Here is a 19,449-nt window from a genome sequence, read left to right as displayed (position 1 = left end):
ATGTACTATATGTTATAATAAAAGTACGTTTTAACCCCTTATATTATAGAAAAAGAAGCGGCGCTTTCGAGCGCCGCTTCTTTTTTATGTAAAATCATTATTTACAAAAAATGATTAAATGTCTTGTATGGAGGGAAAGAGTGTTAACAGGAAGCTTTACTGTATGCTCGTAAAGTTATCTAAAAAACATACAAAGTACAGGAGTGTCATTGTCGTGAGTTCAGTAAAGAAAGTTGTTTTTATCAGTTCCATTATTTTAAATGTCCTTTTCATAGGTGTTTTTGCTTTTTATGCGACAAGCAGCAGCGCGATGAAAAATCCGCTGTCTTCTAAACATTCGTCTAAGCAAAGCTACAGTGATAACCCTTATTACATTGAACGAACAACTTTGTTCAAGCAATTAAGTATTCCTAAAGAGTCCATCGTATTTCTCGGTGATAGCATTACCCAGCGCTCTGAATGGAGCGAACTTTTTCATAATAAGCAGATTGTCAATCGAGGCGTAGCCGATGACACAACAGAAGGGGTATTGCATCGACTAAAAAGTATTACCGATGCTAAGCCAAAAAAGATTTTCTTAATGATTGGCATTAACGATTTAAATGAGAAAAAATCTGTAAGGCAAACCAAAGCAAATTATGCTGAAATTCTTGAGCGTATTCATAAAGAATCACCGGATACGAAGGTCTATATTCAAAGCGTATTGCCGGTGAACAATAAAAAATGCGGCGACGCGGTGGACAATAAAGATGTGATAGCGTTAAATAACTATTTAGAGCGTCTCGCTAAGAAACATAATGATTCTTACATTGACCTGTATTCGAAAGTATCCAAAAACAATCAGTTAAAAAGTAATTTCACGGTGGATGGTCTTCATTTAAAAGGCCAAGGCTATGCTATTTGGAAACAAGAAGTTCAGTCATACGTTAATGAATAAAAAAGAGGTTGAGACGTAGCGTAACGAAACAGATGAAACTACATTCACCATAACAAAAAAACGAACCACTGATTAAACATGCTGATCAGTGGTTCGTTTTTCATTTGAGCTAAAATATTTTTGTTTCAGCTTTTTTTAGATAAGCTCTGGTAAATGTTTTTTAGCATCGTATTCGACAAGAGCATCATCGTTTTTAATACGCTGTAAATAATCAGGATTTGAAATAAGCGGGCGGCCAATAGCAGCTACGTCAATCCAGCCGGCTTGCAGCGCTTTTTCAGCTGATTCAGGCGTTAAATCACCCACTCCGATAATCGGTCCGTCCCAGTACTTACGCGTAATTTCATAAAGGTTTTGGCCGTTTTGGACATCTTCGTAAAAATCAAGCATAGACGGGTGAATAATCTCAATTCCTGTTTCTTTAAATGCTTCTGTATACGTTTGAATGGCTTTTTCAGTATCATCCCAGCGATAGTCTGGTTTATCAAGCTTATGAGGAGAGAAGCGAATCACAGCGCGCTCTTTTCCAATGGCGTCAATAACAGCAGAAATCACTTCTTTCATAAACGTTAATCGCTGTGCAAGGTCGCCTCCGTATTCATCCGTGCGTTTGTTAGACCAGTCTGAATTAAACTGATCGATTAAATATCCGTGAGCACCGTGAATTTCAACGCCGTCAAAGCCTGCTTCAATGGCATTTTTAGCTGCTTGAGCGTACTGTCCTACAACTTCTTTAATATCTTCTTTTGACATTTCTTCAGGCTCTTCGTAGGGCTTGCGGAAACGAGGCACTTGACCTTGTGCTGCAATAGCAGAAGGTGCCTGAGGTTTATGTCCATTGATTAACTCAGGATGACTCAAGCGGCCAACGTGCCAAATTTGAGCAATAATCGTGCCGCCTTCTTCATGAACAGCTTCCGTTACAGGCTTCCATGAATCAATTTGTTCCTGTGTATAGATACCCGGAACGCCAGGATTTCCTTTTGCGCGTTCGCTGATAACAATTCCTTCACTAATAATTAAGCCAATACCATCCTTTGCGCGGCGGCGGTAGTAGTCTACAACGTCCTGACCGACTACGCCTGTCTCTGGATCAGCAAAGCATCTTGTCATCGGTGCCATTGCTGTACGAGTTTGTAAATCAAATGCTTCAATGTTTGTTGGTTCGAATAATTTTTCAAATTTACTCATTTTATATTCAGCTCCTTAAGAGGAAAGTGTAGCTGCGAACGTTTTTGCAGCGGGTTCAGTTTATTGTAACAGGGGATTTGTTTTATCTTCAAACATTTCGACTTCCGAAAAATGTCCACAAAAAAAGCCGGCTGTCTTTACAGCCAACTTTTACAACATTAATGCTGTTTGTTAGGAAGTTTTTTCTCAGGGTGGCCAGTAGCTTGACCCTGCTTATTTTTAAGCTGCTTTTCTTGATTATCGTTCAGCTTTTGAACAAATTCATTTGTTTTTTCCATTATTCAAACCTCCTTTATGAGCTTTCCCTGTTACTATAACCCATTGCACTCAAAAACATGACCCCAATCCGCTAAAAGCCACTCCGTATATGCATCCGTATATAGAAATTAATAGGAAAATCGTGTATACTGTTGTAAAAATAACGTTAATGTTTCGTGAGTTTATAACTTCTTATTCATTCATGAACAAGAAAAGGTGTTACGCAATGAGTGATTTTTTTAGCGGGAAAGAAATGTCGTTTATTTTAATTTTGACATTCAGCGTGTACATATTTGTGTGGAATGTTCCCCTTCAGGCAACAAATGCCATGATGATTTACTTTATCCTGCTGTTTTTGTATACAGTCAGTAAGCTGCTTTTTTCTCCTCAGTTCCGACAATTTCCGCTTGTTAAAGTGCTATTGGCCATTTTATTCGTTCTTATGCTGGCTGAAATAATCGTTGCTTATAGCACTCATAGCATAAAGATTACAGATTTACGTCATATTTTTGATTATTTCAGTCATATGGATTTGTATTCATAATTTTTTTGAATAGCTTTGTTAACATGCTTTCGCAAACTATAGGTCTCTTACTTTTGAACATACAAGAAGATGAAAAAGCAGGGTATATTGTATATAAAGCTTAAGAAACGCCTCTATTCTTCAGCTTTTTCTCTTTTAAAGGAGTAGGAGGTCTTTGTTCATGACCATGCTCTTTCAAAAATTAACTATCGTTCATTGTACGCTTAGTAAAATGAGTATACTAATCATTGGCGTATATACCGTTTGTACATGGGTTTTTTTATGAGAAAAAGGTGCACATCAGTGCACCTTTTCTTTATGAATGCTGCTTCACTACGTGATTGATAATTTGCTCGGCTGCTGCAGCCGGGCCAGATGCCTCTTGGAAACTTGCGTTAATTTCTTTAATTCCTTTTTTATAGGAATCTTCACTGACAACTTCGTCAACGGCATTTCTTAAAAGAGAAGCATTTACCGTTTCTTTTGCTAAGCGATATCCGGCGTTTAGTTCCACGAGCCTTTGAGCAACGAGAGGCTGGTCTTTGCCATGAGGTAAAACGACCAGCGGTACGTTAAAATGAATAGCTTCATTTACGCTGTTCATGCCTCCGTGCGTGACAAAAACATCAGCTTCTTTTAACACGTCAAGCTGGGGAACATAAGACGAAATAATAAAATGCTCCGGGGCTTTTTTAATTTTTTTAAAATCAGCTCGATCGCCCGCGGCAATCACAACTTTTCCATCAAAGTCGCTAAATGCGTCGATGCACAGGTTGAAAAAGCCTTCTACATCATGAAGTACCGTTCCCATTGAAATATAAAGAACTTTTTCGTCTTTTAGTTTTTCTAACGGAAAATCATGAGAGCTGTGACGCTTTGGAAAGCTTGGCCCAATAAATAAACATGAGTCATCAAAATGTTCATGAAGAGGCTGGAAAAAGCGGCTTGTGTACACGACCGTTAATTCGCCTTCATTGTTCATAAATTGAAGCAGATTTTTAGGTTCTACGCCAAACTGATTTTTAAGCAAGCTGAGCCCGTACTGAGCTTGTTCATCCGGCTTAAATGGAACGCCTGAATCAGGATGAAGAGGCATCATTGCTAAGCGTTCTTTTGGCATTAAAAAAGAAGCAGATGAGACAATGCCGGGAATCCGCAAATAATCACGCACTAATTCGCCTGCTCCAAACTTGTCGTAGAACACAAAATCAAATTCAATTTTTTTTGATAATGTATGAACAAGCTTCAGCGTATCTAAAGAAGTTTGGATGTGGATGTTTAGAAAAGCGTTGATTCCTTGAGGAGTTTCAGGCTTGATGGATACACCGCTTAATAAGTCTGGGTGAATGTGTACGATAGCCCCGGCGTTTTCAAGGCGCTCTTTAAATCGCTCGGCCGTAATGTAATGAACGGTATCACCTCGGTCTGAAAAAGCTTTTACCATTCCAAGTGTTGGGTTTACGTGACCTTCAGCGGGAAAGTTGATCATTAAAATGTTTGCCATTTTTTCACTTCACTTTCGGTAAGATTTCTTCAAGCGTAATCAAATATAAGGAAGTTGACAACTAATTTGGTTAGCGCATTTATTTTTTGAAGCCCTACCTTTGTGTATAAAATGTGAAAAAATATAACTTTTTTCCTAAAAAATAACATAATTAAACTGAGTTTATGATAGAATTTTGAGAGCACTAGAGAGAAAGAATCATTTTTGGAGGTTGCTATTTTGAGTACGTTATCAACAAATTCAGAACCAGTTTTAAAGCCTAAAAAGAAAAAAGAGTTTACTTACTTCACATTGCTTCTATTTATCGTGTTGGGCTTTGGACTGCAAATCATAGCCGGAATTGGAGTAGCTATTTACGATGAAGTTACGGGTTCGAATATGACAGGGATTTTATTAGAAGGACCCTATGCTCTGCTCGTAGACGCAGCGTTTTTTCTAGGAGTTGCGGTGCTTTATAGACCTGTGCGCAGATTTTTAAAGCCTATGTGGAACTTCTCAGTATTAAAAGAAAGAAAAACGTATGTATATATTGTGGCAGGCTTTTTAATTGTAGCCGCGGTGCAGTACGTGATGCTTTCATTTTTAAACGTAGAAAGCGCAGATCAGCAGCAAAAAGATTTAAATCAAGGCAGTTTTAATGAAACGCTGCTTTCAAGCTGGATATTTTTTATAAGTGTAGCAGTTATCACGCCTATTAAAGAAGAACTGCTTTATAGAGGTGTTTTATGTGGTTTCTTAACCAAACGCCACCACGTGCTTGTGGGCATTTTCGTTTCCGCTCTTGTATTCGGTCTTTTACATATTGGCTTTCCGATTACAGCTACCGTCATGGGACTTGTCTTTGCCATTATTTATTATCGAACAAAATCTATTTTCCCATCTATGATCCTGCATATGCTGTGGAATGGATTAGTGAGTATAACCGTGTTCTTTTAAAAGAGGCTGAAACAAAGTAGTTTCGTTGAGGGAAGATCCGAACGATGAATCGTTCGGATTTTTTTATTGATAGGATGTACCTAAGTTTCGTGTATGTAGCTTTTTCTAGCTGTTGATAGGATGGATTTTGTTATGTCTCAATTTCTTTTTATTTCGATAAAGACGCCGAATGCTTTACGCGGATTTTCCCGACTATTAATAATCCAAGAGGGTAAAATAGTCCAAATAACAGACTGTACGGAATCCACGTATCTCTGTCCCACGTTTGTTCATAGGGAATGCTTGGATACACGATAAGTGAAAATGTAACGGCAATAATGCCTAGTGGAAGAGTTAAAATTCGGTAGTTTTTTAATTCAAGAATTTGAGCGAGTCCGGAAACGGTCGCATAATAGTAGAGAGACGTTTTGAAATAAAGAGATAAAAACCACATAATGGCCATGATTACTTCAATGTTTTTTAGAAAATCCGCAACTTCGATCCGCCTTGCAAGCTCATAGCTTGGATATAAAGCGATACGTGTATACGTATTTCCAAGTACAAGAATGCCAAGTAATAAAATAATAATCATAATGCCTCCGCCGATTAAGCTTCCTGTAAAAAAAGCGCGGTTTCGCTGATCAGGTTCCGCTACGTGAGCAGGGAAAACGGTTAGCAATACAATAAAGGTGAGAGAAGTAATACTTGTAAAGACCAGAATAGATCTGATAATAGGCTTAACGCCCACCTCTAACAAAGGCTGCAAATTCTCATAATGAATTTGAGGGAAGATCGAAAAAACTAAGATTAAAAACGGAATAACAAACCAAGGAAAGAGAATTTCAGCACAGCGGGCAATCGTTTCAATGCCAAGCCGAACACCGACAATCACAATTCCCATAAACAAAATATGAACAGCAAGCATAGGCGTTTGAATAATAATTCGAGTTGTTAGAAATGAGCCCACGTAAAACAAAACTTGACTGCAAAAAAGAAGAGTAGAAGCGACAAATAAAAGAGAGACAAACTTTCCTAGCCACTTGCCTAAAATGGCTTCGTTTAGTTCTATAAGAGTTTTATTCGGATAAAGGCTAGAGAGTTTGATATACATCCATACAAGTAAAACGCCTACAACTACGCCTAAAATAGCTGGAATCCATGCCTCTTGTTTAGAATCAGCCGTTAAGCTTCCAGGCACGACTAAAATAGTGTCGCCTAAGCTATAAAAAATAACGAGTATTCGAAACTGTGCTGCGGATAATTTCATCTGACTATGCACGTTGTTCACTTCCTTTTACTTCAGCAGACTGAACAAAAAATCACTAAAAGGTTTTAATAAAAAAGCAATGCCGTCTCCGGGGTTGGGGATCTCCACACCGCCGTATTTTAAACTAACAATCAAAATACTTACTGTGAACAAACTCCAAAAAATTCGCTTTTCTTTTTTATTGTTCACTTTTTTTAAATAAGGTATTTCTACTAAACAAACAGATGCACAAAGTAAAAAAATCCCTAAAAATATAAGCATGTATCAACCTCAATTAGTAACCCTTCAAAAATAATGAAGGGATGTTAAAGACGTTTGTGTTTCAAAGATAGTATGAACCAAAAAGGCTTCATTTATGAAAAGTGAGACTAAAGGCAGGGCAAAACCGTGTTATAATGACCAAGTTGAGCGTTATAATAGAAAAAACAGCATGATTACAAACAAGTAGATACATAACAAGGTAAGGATGGGAGAGATATATATGGCAGATGAGCTCAAAAAAATGCTAGATGATAAAGAAAAGGTGCAGCTTATTATCGCCGCTGTTGTCATGCTCGGAGGCCTGGTCGTTTTGTTAAAAAGCGTCGCAACGGGTCAGACCATGGGCCAAAAATGGCTAGAAAGTAAAGGGAATGTAGACACAGATCTGTATCTTGAAACGGTAAAGAGCTACATACACCTGTATCAAATTGTGGGCGGCGTTATGTTTGGAGGAGGCCTTCTCACGTTACTTCGTGCTAAGCTAAAGAAATAAAGCTGCAGCAAAATAAAAGATCATAGTCCAAAAGAAGTGTCATATCTTTTTAATAACTTAAAAAATAGTGAAAAGGAGTTATGTATGAATAATGAAGAAAATACACCGGCTTATCATCTGTTTATGATGATAGGAGCGCTTGCTATGCTGATTTTTGGTGTTGTCGGTTTCTTTATTCAGTATCCTGCTACGTTAAGTTTTGTGATGTGTATTGGCGGAAGTATTATATTTTTGCTGCATTTATTTGAATATATGAAACCTAAAAATGAACTATAGCATCTTCAAACGAGGAAATCTAGAAGCAAAGGAAGATGAGAAATGCGGAAACACCGTACGTATGAAACGCTAGTTGATCTTTATCAAAAAAGCGCCAAACTTCATTATGAAATCGATTATCGAAATAAAAAGTCTGTAAAAAAAGGCAATCGAGCTGCAGAAGATATGAAAAAAATTGCGCAGCTCATTCATTTATATTATCCAGGCATGCTATTTGAATTTTCAACACTGCTGACAAATCCTACTTATCGAATCGACCTATGGGCTGCACATCATATTTTAGAAATTATGAGCTATTCACCAATGCTTGAGGACAACGCGCTTTCCGTCATCGAACGCTACGCCGACGAAAATGATTTTACGGCTTTAGGAAATCGCATGTGGTTAGATCAGTGGAGAGAAAAACAGCGCTAGAATTAAGCTAGGCAAACCAGATTAACTAAAAGGAAGATAGATATATGAGTTTACGTATATTAAAGAACGGAATAGGCGTCACTATTCGAGGAGCAGAGCCAAAAGACGCAAAGAAAATGATTGCTTTTTACAACCGGGTAGGCGGAGAAAGTGATTTTCTTTCATTTGGAGAAGGGGAGTTTCTTAGACCTGTTTCAGAGTATGAAGTATTTTTAGCTTCTGTAAAACGAGAGCACAATTCTCTTATAGTTGTGGCTGAAAAAGAAGAGGAAATCATTAGTATTGCATCCATCACCTCGTCTCAAAACCCGCGTAATAAGCATGTGGGCACCCTTGGTATCGTGGTAGAGAACGCTTATAGCGGGCTAGGATTAGGCAGACAGCTCATGATTGAGCTGATTGAATGGGCACGTACGAATAAACAAACAAAAAAAATTGAACTGGTGACGCGGGAAGATAATCAAAGAGCTGTTGCTTTATACAAGCAGCTAGGTTTTCAAACAGAAGGGTTAAAAGAAAAAGACACCTATATAAATGGCGTGTACTATAATACAATGCTTATGGGGCTTCATTTATGAAAAGAGGCTGGAACAAAAGTAGTTTCGTTAAAGGAAGGTCCGAACGATGAATCGTTCGGATCTTTTTATTGGTATGGTGAATAGGGGCTTAATCTATTTAATTCCTTCTAGAAGTTGATTGGAATGGTTTAGCTATGCCTAAATCTTTTTTGCTTATTGTTTTTTAGCATCAGCAAATACACTCATCGCCTCGTTCATAAATTTCGCTAATCCTTTTCCATAGCGGTCAATGTTGGTTGTAAATCGCTCATCTTGCACATACATTTCTCCAAGACCTTTAAAAGCCTCTAACGAATACGTTCCAAAGTTCTCATTTAAAAATTGATACCATGTCGCAATAGCTTTTTGAGCTTCTGTAGATGATGGTGACAGATCACGAAGGGAAGCTAAGTGAGTGTAGATACTTTCCCATTCGTTTGACATGTGCTGCTGCTCTTCTTGTGAAAACCTTTGTACTTTTTCATTCGCTTCATCTACCCGCTGGTTTCCCCAGCGCTTCCGTGCTTCTTCTTCGTACGGGTTATGCGAAAAATCCAGTCCGTTAAACCGCTCTTTTTCGTTCATTTCAATCGCTCCTTTTTCATATTGAATCGTTTTATTAATGGTTACAATCATTTGATCGAGCCGACTGCGTTTTTCAATCAACATGTTTTTTTTGCAGTATCAATGCTTCTGTGCGATTAAACGTCGGGTCTGTTATAATCTCGTGAATTTGTTTTAAAGGGAAGCCAAGTTCTTTAAAAAATAATATTTGCTGAAGCATATCGAGATTAGCCGGTGAATAAAGCCGGTAGCCGGATTCGCTAACGGCATCAGGTTTTAATAGCCCGATTTCATCATAGTGATGCAGCGTGCGGACGCTGATTCCTACTAAGTCAGCCACTTCTTTTACTTTTCTGTTCATTCTTTCATCTCCCTTCTGAAATCTACTATAAAATATAACGCAGCGTAAGGGTCAATACTAAAAAAGAAATAATTGACTTTTAGTTTATATGTATTTATATTTAATTAGCATTAACTATTTATAACGTGAAATAAATAAGCAAGCCTGGAGGAATAGATGTGACAAAAAGCAATCAGTATCTTGGAGAGATTCGTTCATCGCTTCAAGTGCTATTTGAAAAAATGCAGCCCGAAATGATGGAGAGCCTAAATGAGCATGAGATGACTCCTACGCAACTATTTGTTCTTTCTTATTTAAAGAAAGTAGGGAGCAGTAAGGTTTCTCAAATTGCAGAGCTAATGGATGTAAAACCGAGCGCCGTTACTCTTTTAGTGGATCGTCTTGAACAGCACAATTTTGTTGTAAGAGAACATAATAAAGAGGACAGACGAGTCGTTGATATTACCTTAACAGAATTTGGGCATCGCAAGCTTGAAGATGTGCTGAATGGTCGAAAAGCCATTATGGACCGCTACCTTTTGCATTTAACAGAAGAAGAGCTTTCCATGATGGCTTCTATTACGAAAAAGCTTGCAACATCAGCTGCTTCTTATAAAGATAAGCAGCAGTAACAAAAAAGAGGAGAGACACACGATGGAAAATCAAAAAAATTCAAAGCGCACGCTTTTATTAATTGGCTTAATTATTGCGATGTTCTTTTCTGCACTTGATGGAACCATTGTCGGAACGGCTATGCCAAGAATCGTAGGAGACCTTGGCGGGTTAAGCATGATGACATGGCTGACAACAGCCTATTTATTAACGTCCACAACGGTTGTTCCGATTGCAGGGAAGCTCGCTGATTTAGTAGGACGCAGAGTAATTTATGTGACAGGACTTATTATTTTTATGGTTGCTTCTGCTTTATGTGGAATGGCAAATAACATGACAGAGCTTATTTTATTCCGTGCATTACAAGGAATTGGCGGCGGCGTTATGATGCCAATGGCAATGATTGTAATTGGTGATTTATTTACCGGAAAAGCACGAGCAAAGTTTCAAGGAGTATTTGGAGGAATTTATGGTCTTGCTTCTGTCATCGGTCCACAAATTGGCGGATGGATTGTTGATTCACTGAACTGGAAATGGGTATTTTACATCAACTTGCCGGTAGGGATACTCGCTACCGTTTTTATTGCACTGGGACTTCAAGGAAAGAAACATACGGGACCTGTAAAATTCGATGTAGCCGGTATGTTCACAATGGTTATCGGAGTAGTGAGCTTGCTTCTGGCCCTGAGCTTTGGAGGGAAAGACTACGACTGGAACTCTTGGCAAATTGTTAGTCTATTTACACTTGCTGTTGTTGGGATCATCAGCTTTATTATTGTGGAAACGAAAGCGAAAGAGCCGATTCTTCCGATGTATTTATTTAAGAACCGAACGTTTACGCTTTTAAATATCATTGGCTTTTTTATGAGCATTGGCATGTTCGGAGCCATTACGTTTGTTCCGTTCTTTATGCAAGGAATCGTTGGAGTCAGCGCCTCGGAATCAGGTACGATTATGACACCGATGATGATTTCAATGATTGTAACAAGTATTATTGGAGGACAGCTCGTCTATAAAGTCGGAATTAAGCCTCAAATTGTAACGGGTATGCTCATTATGGCAGGAGGGTTCTTCTTGTTAACAACATTAGACCTTCATACTAGCAAGCTTGTTGCCACTTCTTATATGGCCATAATCGGCTTAGGAATGGGTCTTGTGATGCCAATTTTAACACTTGCTCTTCAAGAAAGCTTTTCAAAAGAAGAGCTCGGTGTGGTTACATCATCAAGTCAATTTTTCCGTTCAATTGGAGGAACGTTCGGTATTACGATTTTAGGAGCAGTAATGAATGCAAAATCAGGTACGCTTCTTACTGACAAACTCGTTCCATATTTAAACACATTGCCTGCTCAAGCAAGTGCTTTTGCGGACGGGTTTAAAAAAGCGATTGATACGAATCCTGAAAGTGTGCTGCAGATGCTGTTTAGCCCTGAGGCGCTAAAGAGTATTCCAGCTGCGCTTTCAGACAGCATTGTGCCAATTTTGAAGACCTCGCTAATGAGCGCATTGCACAGCGTCTTTTTCATGGGCTTAGCTTTTATTATTTTAGGAGCGGTATGTACATTGTTCTTAAGGCAGATCAAGCTTTCAAATAAAAAAGCCGAAGAAAAACCAGAAGAAGGCATTGTTGAAGTAGAGCCATCACATTAAAAAAAGCGCACAAATTTGTGCGCTTTTTTCTATATCAACTAGTTGTTTCATTAGGCTTACGAAGAAAAGGGGATTGTTTAGACGTGTCATACGAAATTTGATCAAGCAAATACGTTAAATATAAGTTCAGTTCAAACCTATCTTCCGACACAAAATCTGTAAGCGCTTGCTTATTATCTTTCCACATAGTAATTCCTCCTTAATTTTACATACTAATGAATAGATTTAATATCAGAAAGCAAAAGGGAAACAACGGCTTCATTTTCGTCTTTTACGGATAGAATTTGCTGATGGAGATTTAAGTTGTGCACGCGGCCTTTGCACGTTTGCAACGTTCCATCTTTATAGTAAGAAACAGTTATCGTCCCACTTTTCGTTAATTCTCGTAAAAACATTCAAGAAGCCTCCTTAAAAAGATTACCTGATTTAAAAGCCAGTCCTTTCATTTGAGATGAGCAAAAGGGAATTGTATGTACTGCAAGCTTCCCTTTATATTCTTCAATGTGTATGAATCAATCGAATAAAAGGTTGCTAGCTCACCTATAAACTGTCCTAAATTTCAGAATATACTGTCTTTTACATATAGTGTTTTTTAAAAGGATTAATGTTACATTTATTATGTAACATTCTGATGAGAAAGAAAACCGTTTCTACAAAACTTCTCTAAAAATTACAAAATATTCATATTCGTGTGAAGGATGTAGAATGAACAAATATGGAAGGAACTTCGTTTATAAAAAACGTAAATACAGATTCAATTATTAATTATCTTAATACTAGTTATCAATTATATGTATTTTACTAATTTATTCTTCTTCGATAAAATGCAGGTAGACGAATTTGATAAGAATTTTCTAATGATTTATATAATTAAATTTGATATAATCTATAGGAATAATAATGTATGAAGGGAAACATCATTGATTAATTAGACACAGGTATTAAATGTTGTTGAAGATGATTCGTAAAAGCATACATATTTAAATTATATATTTTGGTGAGGTGGACAGTGTTGCAACTTAAGGTAGTAAACAGCCCTTTTAATCAAGAACAAGCAGATTTGCTTAATCGCCTTCTGCCGACATTAACAGAAGCACAAAAAATGTGGTTGAGCGGTTATTTAACAGCAGCTCAATCTACGTCTGCCGAAGGAACGCCAGACGTTTCTACAGCAGCGCCTGCTCAAGCGGAGCAGACGATTTCAAAAGACGTAACGATTCTTTACGGATCACAAACAGGAAATGCTCAAGGACTTGCTGAAAATACAGGCAAAACGCTTGAAGCAAAAGGTTTTAATGTAACTGTATCTTCTATGAATGATTTCAAACCAAATAATTTGAAGAAACTTGAAAATTTATTGATTGTCGTAAGTACACATGGAGAAGGAGAGCCGCCTGATAATGCGCTATCTTTCCATGAATTTCTTCACGGCCGTCGAGCGCCAAAGCTTGAGAATTTCCGTTTTTCTGTCTTGTCGCTTGGAGACAGCTCATACGAATTTTTCTGTCAAACAGGAAAAGAATTTGATGTGCGCTTAGCAGAACTTGGCGGTGAAAGACTGTATCCGCGCGTTGACTGTGATTTAGATTTTGAAGAGCCCGCAAATAAATGGCTTAAAGGTGTTATTGACGGATTGAGCGAAGCGAAAGGACACAGCGCTTCAGCAGCTGTTCCAGCGGAAGCTCCTGCAGGAACTTCACCATATTCAAGAACAAATCCTTTTAAAGCAGAAGTGCTTGAGAACTTAAACTTAAATGGCCGCGGATCAAATAAAGAAACGCGACACTTAGAACTATCTTTAGAAGGTTCAGGTTTGACATTTGAACCAGGAGACAGTTTAGGTATTTATCCTGAAAATGACCCGGAGCTTGTTGATCTTCTTCTTAACGAATTCAAGTGGGATGCAAGTGAAAGTGTAACGGTTAATAAAGAAGGAGAAACGCGTCCTCTTAGAGAAGCGCTAATCTCTAATTTTGAAATTACCGTGTTAACAAAACCGCTTTTAAAGCAAGCAGCTGAGCTCACTGGAAACGATAAGTTAAAAGCGCTTGTAGAAAATCGCGAGGAATTAAAAGCATACACACAAGGCCGTGATGTGATTGACTTAGTTCGTGACTTCGGCCCATGGAACGTATCGGCACAAGAGTTTGTAGCCATTTTACGTAAAATGCCAGCGCGCCTTTACTCGATTGCAAGCAGCTTATCAGCAAACCCTGATGAAGTTCATCTAACAATCGGAGCGGTACGCTACGAAGCGCATGGACGCGAGCGTAAAGGTGTTTGTTCAGTCCTATGTTCAGAACGCTTGCAGCCAGGCGATACGATTCCTGTATACCTTCAAAGCAATAAAAACTTTAAGCTTCCTCAAGATCAAGAAACTCCTATTATTATGGTAGGACCTGGTACAGGTGTGGCTCCGTTCCGCTCATTTATGCAAGAGCGTGAAGAAACAGGAGCAAAAGGCAAGTCATGGATGTTCTTTGGTGATCAGCACTTCGTAACAGACTTCCTTTACCAAACAGAATGGCAAAAGTGGTTAAAAGATGGCGTACTGACAAAAATGGACGTGGCGTTTTCACGCGATACTGAAGAAAAAGTATACGTACAAAACCGTATGCTCGAACATAGTAAAGAGTTATTCCAATGGTTAGAAGAAGGCGCATCTTTTTATGTGTGCGGAGATAAGACAAATATGGCACGCGACGTGCACAACACGCTAGTTGAAATTGTTGAAACAGAAGGCAAGATGAGCCGTGAACAAGCGGAAGGTTACCTTGCGGAAATGAAGAAACAAAAACGTTATCAGCGTGATGTATACTGAGGATTGAAAGGAGATTTTCAACATGGTAAACAAAACTTTAAAAGCGCCCGAAGGTCCTCCAAGTGACGTTGAGCGCATAAAAGAAGAAAGTAATTATTTACGCGGTACATTAGGAGAAACAATGCTAGACCGCATCAGCTCAGGTATTTCCGAAGACGATAATCGTTTGATGAAGTTCCACGGAAGCTACTTACAAGATGATCGAGATCTTCGTAATGAACGTCAAAAACAAAAGCTAGAGCCAGCTTACCAATTCATGCTTCGCGTTCGTACGCCAGGCGGTGTTTCCACACCAGAACAGTGGCTAGTGATGGATGATTTAGCGCAAAAATACGGAAATGGAACGCTAAAGCTGACAACTCGTCAGGCATTCCAAATGCACGGGATTTTAAAGTGGAACATGAAGAAAACGATTCAAGAAATTCATGCATCTTTATTGGACACAATTGCAGCTTGCGGAGATGTAAACCGTAACGTAATGTGCAATCCGAATCCATATCAGTCAGAAGTACACGCTGAAGTATTCGAATGGTCAAAAAAATTAAGTGATTACTTATTGCCTCGTACAAGAGCGTACCACGAACTATGGCTAGATGAAGAGAAAGTGATCAGCACACCGGAAGTGGAAGAAGAAGTGGAACCAATGTATGGTCCGCTCTATTTGCCAAGAAAGTTCAAAATTGGCGTAGCTGTTCCACCGTCTAACGATATTGACGTGTATTCACAAGACCTTGGCTTCATTGCCATTTTAGAAGACGAGAAACTTGTTGGATTTAACGTAGCAATCGGCGGCGGTATGGGTATGACGCACGGAGATAAAGCAACGTACCCTCAGCTTGCAAAAGTGATTGGGTTCTGTAGACCTGATCAAATTCTAGAAGTAGCGGAAAAAGTCATTACGATTCAACGTGATTACGGAAACCGCTCTGTGCGTAAAAACGCGCGTTTTAAATACACGGTTGATCGTCTTGGGTTAGAAACGGTAAAAGAAGAGCTTGCAAACCGTCTGGGCTGGAGCTTAGACGAAGCAAAATCTTATCACTTTGATCATAACGGAGACCGCTACGGCTGGGAAAAAGGTGTAAAAGGAAAATGGCACTTTACTCTTTTTGTTCAAGGTGGACGTATTGCTGACTTTGAAGACTATAAGCTTATGACGGGTCTTCGTGAAATTGCAAAAGTTCATAGCGGTGATTTCCGCTTAACGGCCAATCAAAATTTAATTATCGCGAACGTATCAACTCAAAAGAAAAAGCAAATTAGTGACTTGATTGAACAATACGGATTAACTGACGGCAAGCATTATTCGGCTCTTCGCCGCAGCTCATTAGCTTGCGTATCGCTTCCAACTTGCGGGCTTGCGATGGCAGAAGCTGAGCGTTACCTTCCAGTTCTTCTTGAGAAAATTGAAGCAATTGTAGATGAAAACGGTCTTCGTGATAAAGAAATCACGATTCGTATGACGGGCTGTCCTAACGGCTGTGCACGTCCTGCTTTAGGTGAAATTGCTTTTATTGGTAAAGCACCGGGCAAATACAATATGTATCTTGGAGCAGCATTTGATGGCAGCCGCTTAAGCAAAATGTATCGTGAAAATATCAGTGAAGAAGAAATTTTAAATGAACTGCGCGTCTTGCTTCCTCGCTATGCAAAAGAAAGAGAAGAAGGCGAGCACTTTGGTGACTTTGTCATCCGCGCCGGAGTAATCGAAGCTGTAACAGACGGTACAAATTTCCACGCATAATACGTATGAAGGGACTTTTCTAACTTACAGAAAAGTCCCTTTTTTATTTTAGTACTCTCTAACAAATACAGCTACTCCAAATACCCCTAATCTTTCCGCGGTAATTTGTTCAAAGCCGTTATCAAGTAAACAATGTGCTGCAGTACGATAGCGCTGATCTGGAGCTAATAAGCGTCCACAAGGATTTGCGCTGCCAATCACTGTTGCTTCCACGATAGTACGAGGAGCTTGTCTATCCAAAGGATTTCGCTCCCAAAGAATTGTTACCACATCCGGAGGACGGGGAATAGATACATTGCCTGTGTGTTCATGCATAGCCATCACCTCCTTACCCTATAGTAAATGCAAAAAATGACAGACTGCTTGTACACATGCTGATTTTTAGTAAAAAAGGCATTCAACTATGCCTAACTTGACTAATTTCATAGCAATGAGGTGATTAATAGAAACGGCTGGTAGAAAAAAAGAATGCTATAATGTAAAAGAAAGGAATTTTCATCAAGGAGGGAGAAACATGCAGCAAAAACGAGTAGCGGTTATTACAGGGGGAGCAAGTGGAATTGGCAAAGAGACTGCGTTAAAGTTTGCGCAAAAAGGAGACGCGGTGGTCATTGCTGATTACGATGAAGAAAAAGGAAAAGAGACGCTTCAACAAATTGAAGAAGCTGGAGGCAGCGCTTTGTTTGTGAAAACGGACGTCACAAAGTTCGAAGAAGTAGAAGCACTGATTGAGAAAACGGTGAACAAATTTGGACGAATTGATGTGATGTTTAACAATGCAGGTATCGGACGCCCTACATCTGTTTTAGATCAAGACTTAGAAGAATATCACCGTATTATTAATGTCAATCAGCACGGCGTTACATATGGCATTATGGCAGCGGGCAGGAAAATGAGAGAGCTAGGTATAAAAGGCGTTATTATCAATACGGCATCTATTTTTAGCTTCTTAGCCTCACCCGGTACCTATGCCTATCACGCAACGAAAGGAGCTGTTGTCATGATGACGAAATCAGCTGCGCTAGATCTCGCTAAATACGGTATTCGCGTCGTCGCCGTTGCGCCAGGATTTGTTGATACGCCCATTATTCAAGGCTATAAAGACAACGGTATGATTGAAAGAATGAAAGCTAAAACGATGAGCAGGGAGCTCACTACACCTAAACAAATTGCAGATATGGTTTATTTGCTTTCCTTAGAAGAAGCGGGAGCTGTAAACGGCAGCGTCATCATGGCTGATGATGGGTATGCGGCATTTAAATAAAAGGAAAAAGGATTCTTTTTAAGAAAAGAATCCTTTTTTATTATGTAGTAGGTAGGGAACTATAAACAAACGTATTGTGAGCTTTTCCGTTTTGATACATATAGTTTTTTAACACTCCTTCTTTTTGAAAACCGAGCTTTTCAAGCACATGCTGTGATGCTTTGTTTTCAAGAAACACAACAGCTCCGATCCGCACTAGCTGAAGGGTATCAAATCCATAAGCCATAACAGCCGAAGCAGCTTCCGAAGCATAGCCGTGACTCCAGTGCTGAGGGTGTAGCTCATAGCCAATTTCCGCACGCTTATGCTTTTGGTTCCACTGATTAAATCCAACTGTCCCAATTAATTCCCCCGTATCGAGCCGTTCAATTCCCCAGCGCATGCCTTTTTGATTTCTGTAATTTTCAGCAAAAATATCAATCAGAATCAGAGCTTCTTGAATAGTTGTGAATTTTTCTTGCCCGTAATATCTAATAACTTCTTTCTGAGAGAAGCAGTCAAAAATAGTATCTGCATCCGCTTCTGTTATTTCACGCAGTGTAGTGCGAGGTGTACGAAGAATAGGAAACATATTTTTCTCCTTTCTATTTTATATAGAAAGATTTCGTCAGCTCAGAGAAAATACCTTTTATTTTATTTTTCTGTTATAAATTAAGTAGAAATATGAGCTAAACGACTAAGAAAAAGACAGGAACAGCTTCTAAATAACGCAAACATTCGTTACGTACTAGCACTAAAAACAGTATACTAAAAAAACAAAAAGAGCTAGCTGTACGTAGAGCAGCTAGCTTTTCTGTAGGAAAGAACCTATTTTTTAGTTAACTGATTGCGATCCTCAATTTGAGGAGGCTCTTCAAGCCATCCGTTTTGAATCATAATTTTGCCGCCTTCTTTCGCCAAACTGTAAATGTCTTTTGCAAGCTGGAGCATCTTTAATGGCAAATCACTTCTTAAACTAAAGGCTCCTCCTAAAGCATTACTCCCCAGACCGAACGTACTCAAAAGACTCGTATTGTACATCATCAGCTTATCTGAAAAAGGAGGAACGGTTGAATTCGTCGCTTTTCCGGCATGAGTAGCCGGGGGTTCTATGTAGCTATGGCGTAAAATATCACCTAGTTCTGTTTCAATTTTCTTCGAAAGCTTCATACCCCTGACAAAATGCTGCTGTGCCTCTTTGTTGTTGGCCACTTGAGCAAAACCAATCATCAGCTGCATTCCTACAAGATTTGTATCAACAGCATGTTGAATAAGTGACACTTCAATGGTATTCAGCGATCGTTTTTCGCTAAGCCAGCTCAATCCGCCTATATAGTTTTGTTCATGGACAAAATGGACTTCCTTAGGCATAGAAACGTATGGGGGTTTTGCGATGACACCCGTTTCTAACAATACTTGTGTGGATTGATTGTATATGTCCTGTGCTTCTGCTGTTGCCTCTACGAAGAAATTTCGGACATCTTCTCGGTAAGACATGGTCGAATGCAAAGCAAACAGTCCTGTTTCAATTTGAGACATTAAGCGTATATACATGACTTCGAACATGTGGTCATATAGTTTAGGAACTCCTACGTTCACGTCATCTTTCGTAAAACCAATTGGGATAACAGCGCCTTCGTTCTCAAATATTTCTTTAATTCGAGCTACACTTTTTAAAGATCGGCTATAATATAGCTCAAAAAGTTCTTTGTAATCTTGTTTATCTTCCAGAAAATATTCTAGAAACCTCAAAATCATCGTTTTTTCTTGATAAGTCATCCATAAGTTAGCAAGCTCCGAGGACGTGAGCGGCGGAAGTTTTGATGTGCTCATTGTACACATTCCTCCTGAAAATAGTGATAAGTAAATATGTATAGCT

Annotated in this window: 21 protein-coding genes and 2 pseudogenes; 12 read left to right on the top strand and 11 right to left on the bottom strand. The window is 38.9% G+C overall.

All coding sequences use genetic code 11. The features are described 5' to 3' along the window. Nucleotides 1-214 precede the first annotated feature (214 nt). Nucleotides 215-937 (top strand): GDSL-type esterase/lipase family protein, encoded by a 723-nt coding sequence (locus U9R83_RS15690; protein WP_042992476.1) that lies wholly within the window; start codon nt 215-217, stop codon nt 935-937. A gap of 135 nt (nt 938-1,072) precedes the next feature. Here U9R83_RS15690 and U9R83_RS15685 read toward each other — a convergent pair. Both U9R83_RS15685 and U9R83_RS15680 read right to left on the bottom strand, forming a co-directional pair. Further along, a pseudogene (locus tag U9R83_RS15685) lies at nt 1,073-2,113 on the bottom strand (alkene reductase); the annotation flags it as partial. A 173-nt stretch (nt 2,114-2,286) separates the two neighbouring features. Next, nucleotides 2,287-2,406, bottom strand: a complete 120-nt coding sequence (locus U9R83_RS15680; protein WP_014459352.1) for a DUF4023 domain-containing protein — start codon at nt 2,404-2,406, stop codon at nt 2,287-2,289. Nucleotides 2,407-2,612: 206 nt separating this feature from the next. On the opposite strand from U9R83_RS15680, the gene U9R83_RS15675 reads away from it, so the two are divergent. After that, nucleotides 2,613-2,930 carry a hypothetical protein gene (locus tag U9R83_RS15675; protein ID WP_014459353.1) on the top strand — a complete coding sequence of 106 codons (318 nt, stop codon included), beginning with the start codon at nt 2,613-2,615 and terminating at the stop codon, nt 2,928-2,930. Nucleotides 2,931-3,225: 295 nt separating this feature from the next. Here U9R83_RS15675 and U9R83_RS15670 read toward each other — a convergent pair whose 3' ends face one another. After that, nucleotides 3,226-4,413, bottom strand: coding sequence for a macrolide family glycosyltransferase (locus U9R83_RS15670; RefSeq protein ID WP_115654311.1), 1,188 nt, complete (start codon nt 4,411-4,413; stop codon nt 3,226-3,228). A gap of 219 nt (nt 4,414-4,632) precedes the next feature. Here U9R83_RS15670 and U9R83_RS15665 point away from each other — a divergent pair, with 219 nt between their 5' ends. Next, nucleotides 4,633-5,349, top strand: coding sequence for a CPBP family intramembrane glutamic endopeptidase (locus tag U9R83_RS15665; RefSeq protein WP_116738913.1), 717 nt, complete (start codon nt 4,633-4,635; stop codon nt 5,347-5,349). Between the two features lie 148 nt (nt 5,350-5,497). Here U9R83_RS15665 and U9R83_RS15660 read toward each other — a convergent pair whose 3' ends face one another. Further along, nucleotides 5,498-6,607 (bottom strand): GerAB/ArcD/ProY family transporter, encoded by a 1,110-nt coding sequence (locus U9R83_RS15660; protein WP_115654309.1) that lies wholly within the window; start codon nt 6,605-6,607, stop codon nt 5,498-5,500. 15 nt (nt 6,608-6,622) lie between these two features. Beyond that, nucleotides 6,623-6,856, bottom strand: coding sequence for a hypothetical protein (locus tag U9R83_RS15655; RefSeq protein WP_014459357.1), 234 nt, complete (start codon nt 6,854-6,856; stop codon nt 6,623-6,625). Between the two features lie 220 nt (nt 6,857-7,076). On the opposite strand from U9R83_RS15655, the gene U9R83_RS15650 reads away from it, so the two are divergent. The 4 genes from U9R83_RS15650 (at nt 7,077) to U9R83_RS15635 (ending at nt 8,617) form a co-directional block, all read left to right on the top strand. Further along, nucleotides 7,077-7,349 carry a hypothetical protein gene (locus U9R83_RS15650; protein WP_243549507.1) on the top strand — a complete coding sequence of 91 codons (273 nt, stop codon included), beginning with the start codon at nt 7,077-7,079 and terminating at the stop codon, nt 7,347-7,349. An 84-nt stretch (nt 7,350-7,433) separates the two neighbouring features. After that, nucleotides 7,434-7,625: a hypothetical protein gene (locus U9R83_RS15645; RefSeq protein WP_014459359.1), complete on the top strand. Its 192-nt coding sequence runs from the start codon at nt 7,434-7,436 to the stop codon at nt 7,623-7,625. Nucleotides 7,626-7,667: 42 nt separating this feature from the next. Next, on the top strand, nt 7,668-8,039 hold the full coding sequence (locus U9R83_RS15640) for a hypothetical protein (protein ID WP_014459360.1): 372 nt from the start codon (nt 7,668-7,670) through the stop codon (nt 8,037-8,039). 44 nt (nt 8,040-8,083) lie between these two features. After that, nucleotides 8,084-8,617, top strand: coding sequence for a GNAT family N-acetyltransferase (locus U9R83_RS15635; protein WP_014459361.1), 534 nt, complete (start codon nt 8,084-8,086; stop codon nt 8,615-8,617). A gap of 153 nt (nt 8,618-8,770) precedes the next feature. On the opposite strand, the pseudogene U9R83_RS15630 reads toward U9R83_RS15635, so the two are convergent. Continuing rightward, nucleotides 8,771-9,521, bottom strand: a pseudogene (locus tag U9R83_RS15630) (MerR family transcriptional regulator). A gap of 158 nt (nt 9,522-9,679) precedes the next feature. Here U9R83_RS15630 and U9R83_RS15625 point away from each other — a divergent pair. After that, on the top strand, nt 9,680-10,132 hold the full coding sequence (locus U9R83_RS15625; RefSeq protein ID WP_013057798.1) for a MarR family winged helix-turn-helix transcriptional regulator: 453 nt from the start codon (nt 9,680-9,682) through the stop codon (nt 10,130-10,132). Nucleotides 10,133-10,154: 22 nt separating this feature from the next. Further along, nucleotides 10,155-11,762, top strand: a complete 1,608-nt coding sequence (locus tag U9R83_RS15620) for an MDR family MFS transporter (RefSeq protein WP_098113281.1) — start codon at nt 10,155-10,157, stop codon at nt 11,760-11,762. Nucleotides 11,763-11,796: 34 nt separating this feature from the next. On the opposite strand, the gene U9R83_RS15615 is transcribed toward U9R83_RS15620, so the two are convergent. Further along, the gene (locus tag U9R83_RS15615) at nt 11,797-11,949 is read right to left on the bottom strand and encodes a hypothetical protein (RefSeq protein WP_013057796.1); all 153 of its coding nucleotides are present in this window, start codon (nt 11,947-11,949) and stop codon (nt 11,797-11,799) included. 25 nt (nt 11,950-11,974) lie between these two features. Then, nucleotides 11,975-12,157, bottom strand: coding sequence for a YolD-like family protein (locus tag U9R83_RS15610; RefSeq protein WP_013083869.1), 183 nt, complete (start codon nt 12,155-12,157; stop codon nt 11,975-11,977). Nucleotides 12,158-12,774: 617 nt separating this feature from the next. Here U9R83_RS15610 and U9R83_RS15605 point away from each other — a divergent pair. Both U9R83_RS15605 and cysI read left to right on the top strand, forming a co-directional pair. After that, nucleotides 12,775-14,583: an assimilatory sulfite reductase (NADPH) flavoprotein subunit gene (locus U9R83_RS15605; RefSeq protein WP_014459365.1), complete on the top strand. Its 1,809-nt coding sequence runs from the start codon at nt 12,775-12,777 to the stop codon at nt 14,581-14,583. Between the two features lie 22 nt (nt 14,584-14,605). Further along, nucleotides 14,606-16,327 carry an assimilatory sulfite reductase (NADPH) hemoprotein subunit gene (gene cysI, locus U9R83_RS15600; RefSeq protein ID WP_014459366.1) on the top strand — a complete coding sequence of 574 codons (1,722 nt, stop codon included), beginning with the start codon at nt 14,606-14,608 and terminating at the stop codon, nt 16,325-16,327. 48 nt (nt 16,328-16,375) lie between these two features. Here the strand turns inward: cysI and U9R83_RS15595 are convergent, their stop codons facing one another. After that, entirely contained in the window at nt 16,376-16,642 is a 267-nt protein-coding gene (locus U9R83_RS15595; RefSeq protein WP_098113282.1) for a hypothetical protein, read from the bottom strand. A 199-nt stretch (nt 16,643-16,841) separates the two neighbouring features. On the opposite strand from U9R83_RS15595, the gene U9R83_RS15590 reads away from it, so the two are divergent. Next, complete coding sequence (locus U9R83_RS15590; protein WP_226555288.1) at nt 16,842-17,591, top strand: SDR family NAD(P)-dependent oxidoreductase; 750 nt, start codon at nt 16,842-16,844, stop codon at nt 17,589-17,591. Between the two features lie 40 nt (nt 17,592-17,631). Here U9R83_RS15590 and U9R83_RS15585 read toward each other — a convergent pair whose 3' ends face one another. Next, nucleotides 17,632-18,162: a GNAT family N-acetyltransferase gene (locus tag U9R83_RS15585; RefSeq protein ID WP_243549506.1), complete on the bottom strand. Its 531-nt coding sequence runs from the start codon at nt 18,160-18,162 to the stop codon at nt 17,632-17,634. Nucleotides 18,163-18,398: 236 nt separating this feature from the next. Beyond that, nucleotides 18,399-19,403, bottom strand: a complete 1,005-nt coding sequence (locus U9R83_RS15580) for a DUF3231 family protein (RefSeq protein WP_098113283.1) — start codon at nt 19,401-19,403, stop codon at nt 18,399-18,401. Between the last annotated feature and the right edge of the window lie 46 nt (nt 19,404-19,449).

This window comes from Priestia sp. LL-8 (genome assembly GCF_036227845.1).
GTDB lineage: Bacteria > Bacillota > Bacilli > Bacillales > Bacillaceae_H > Priestia > Priestia zanthoxyli.
This window is presented reverse-complemented; position numbering and strand designations above follow the sequence as displayed.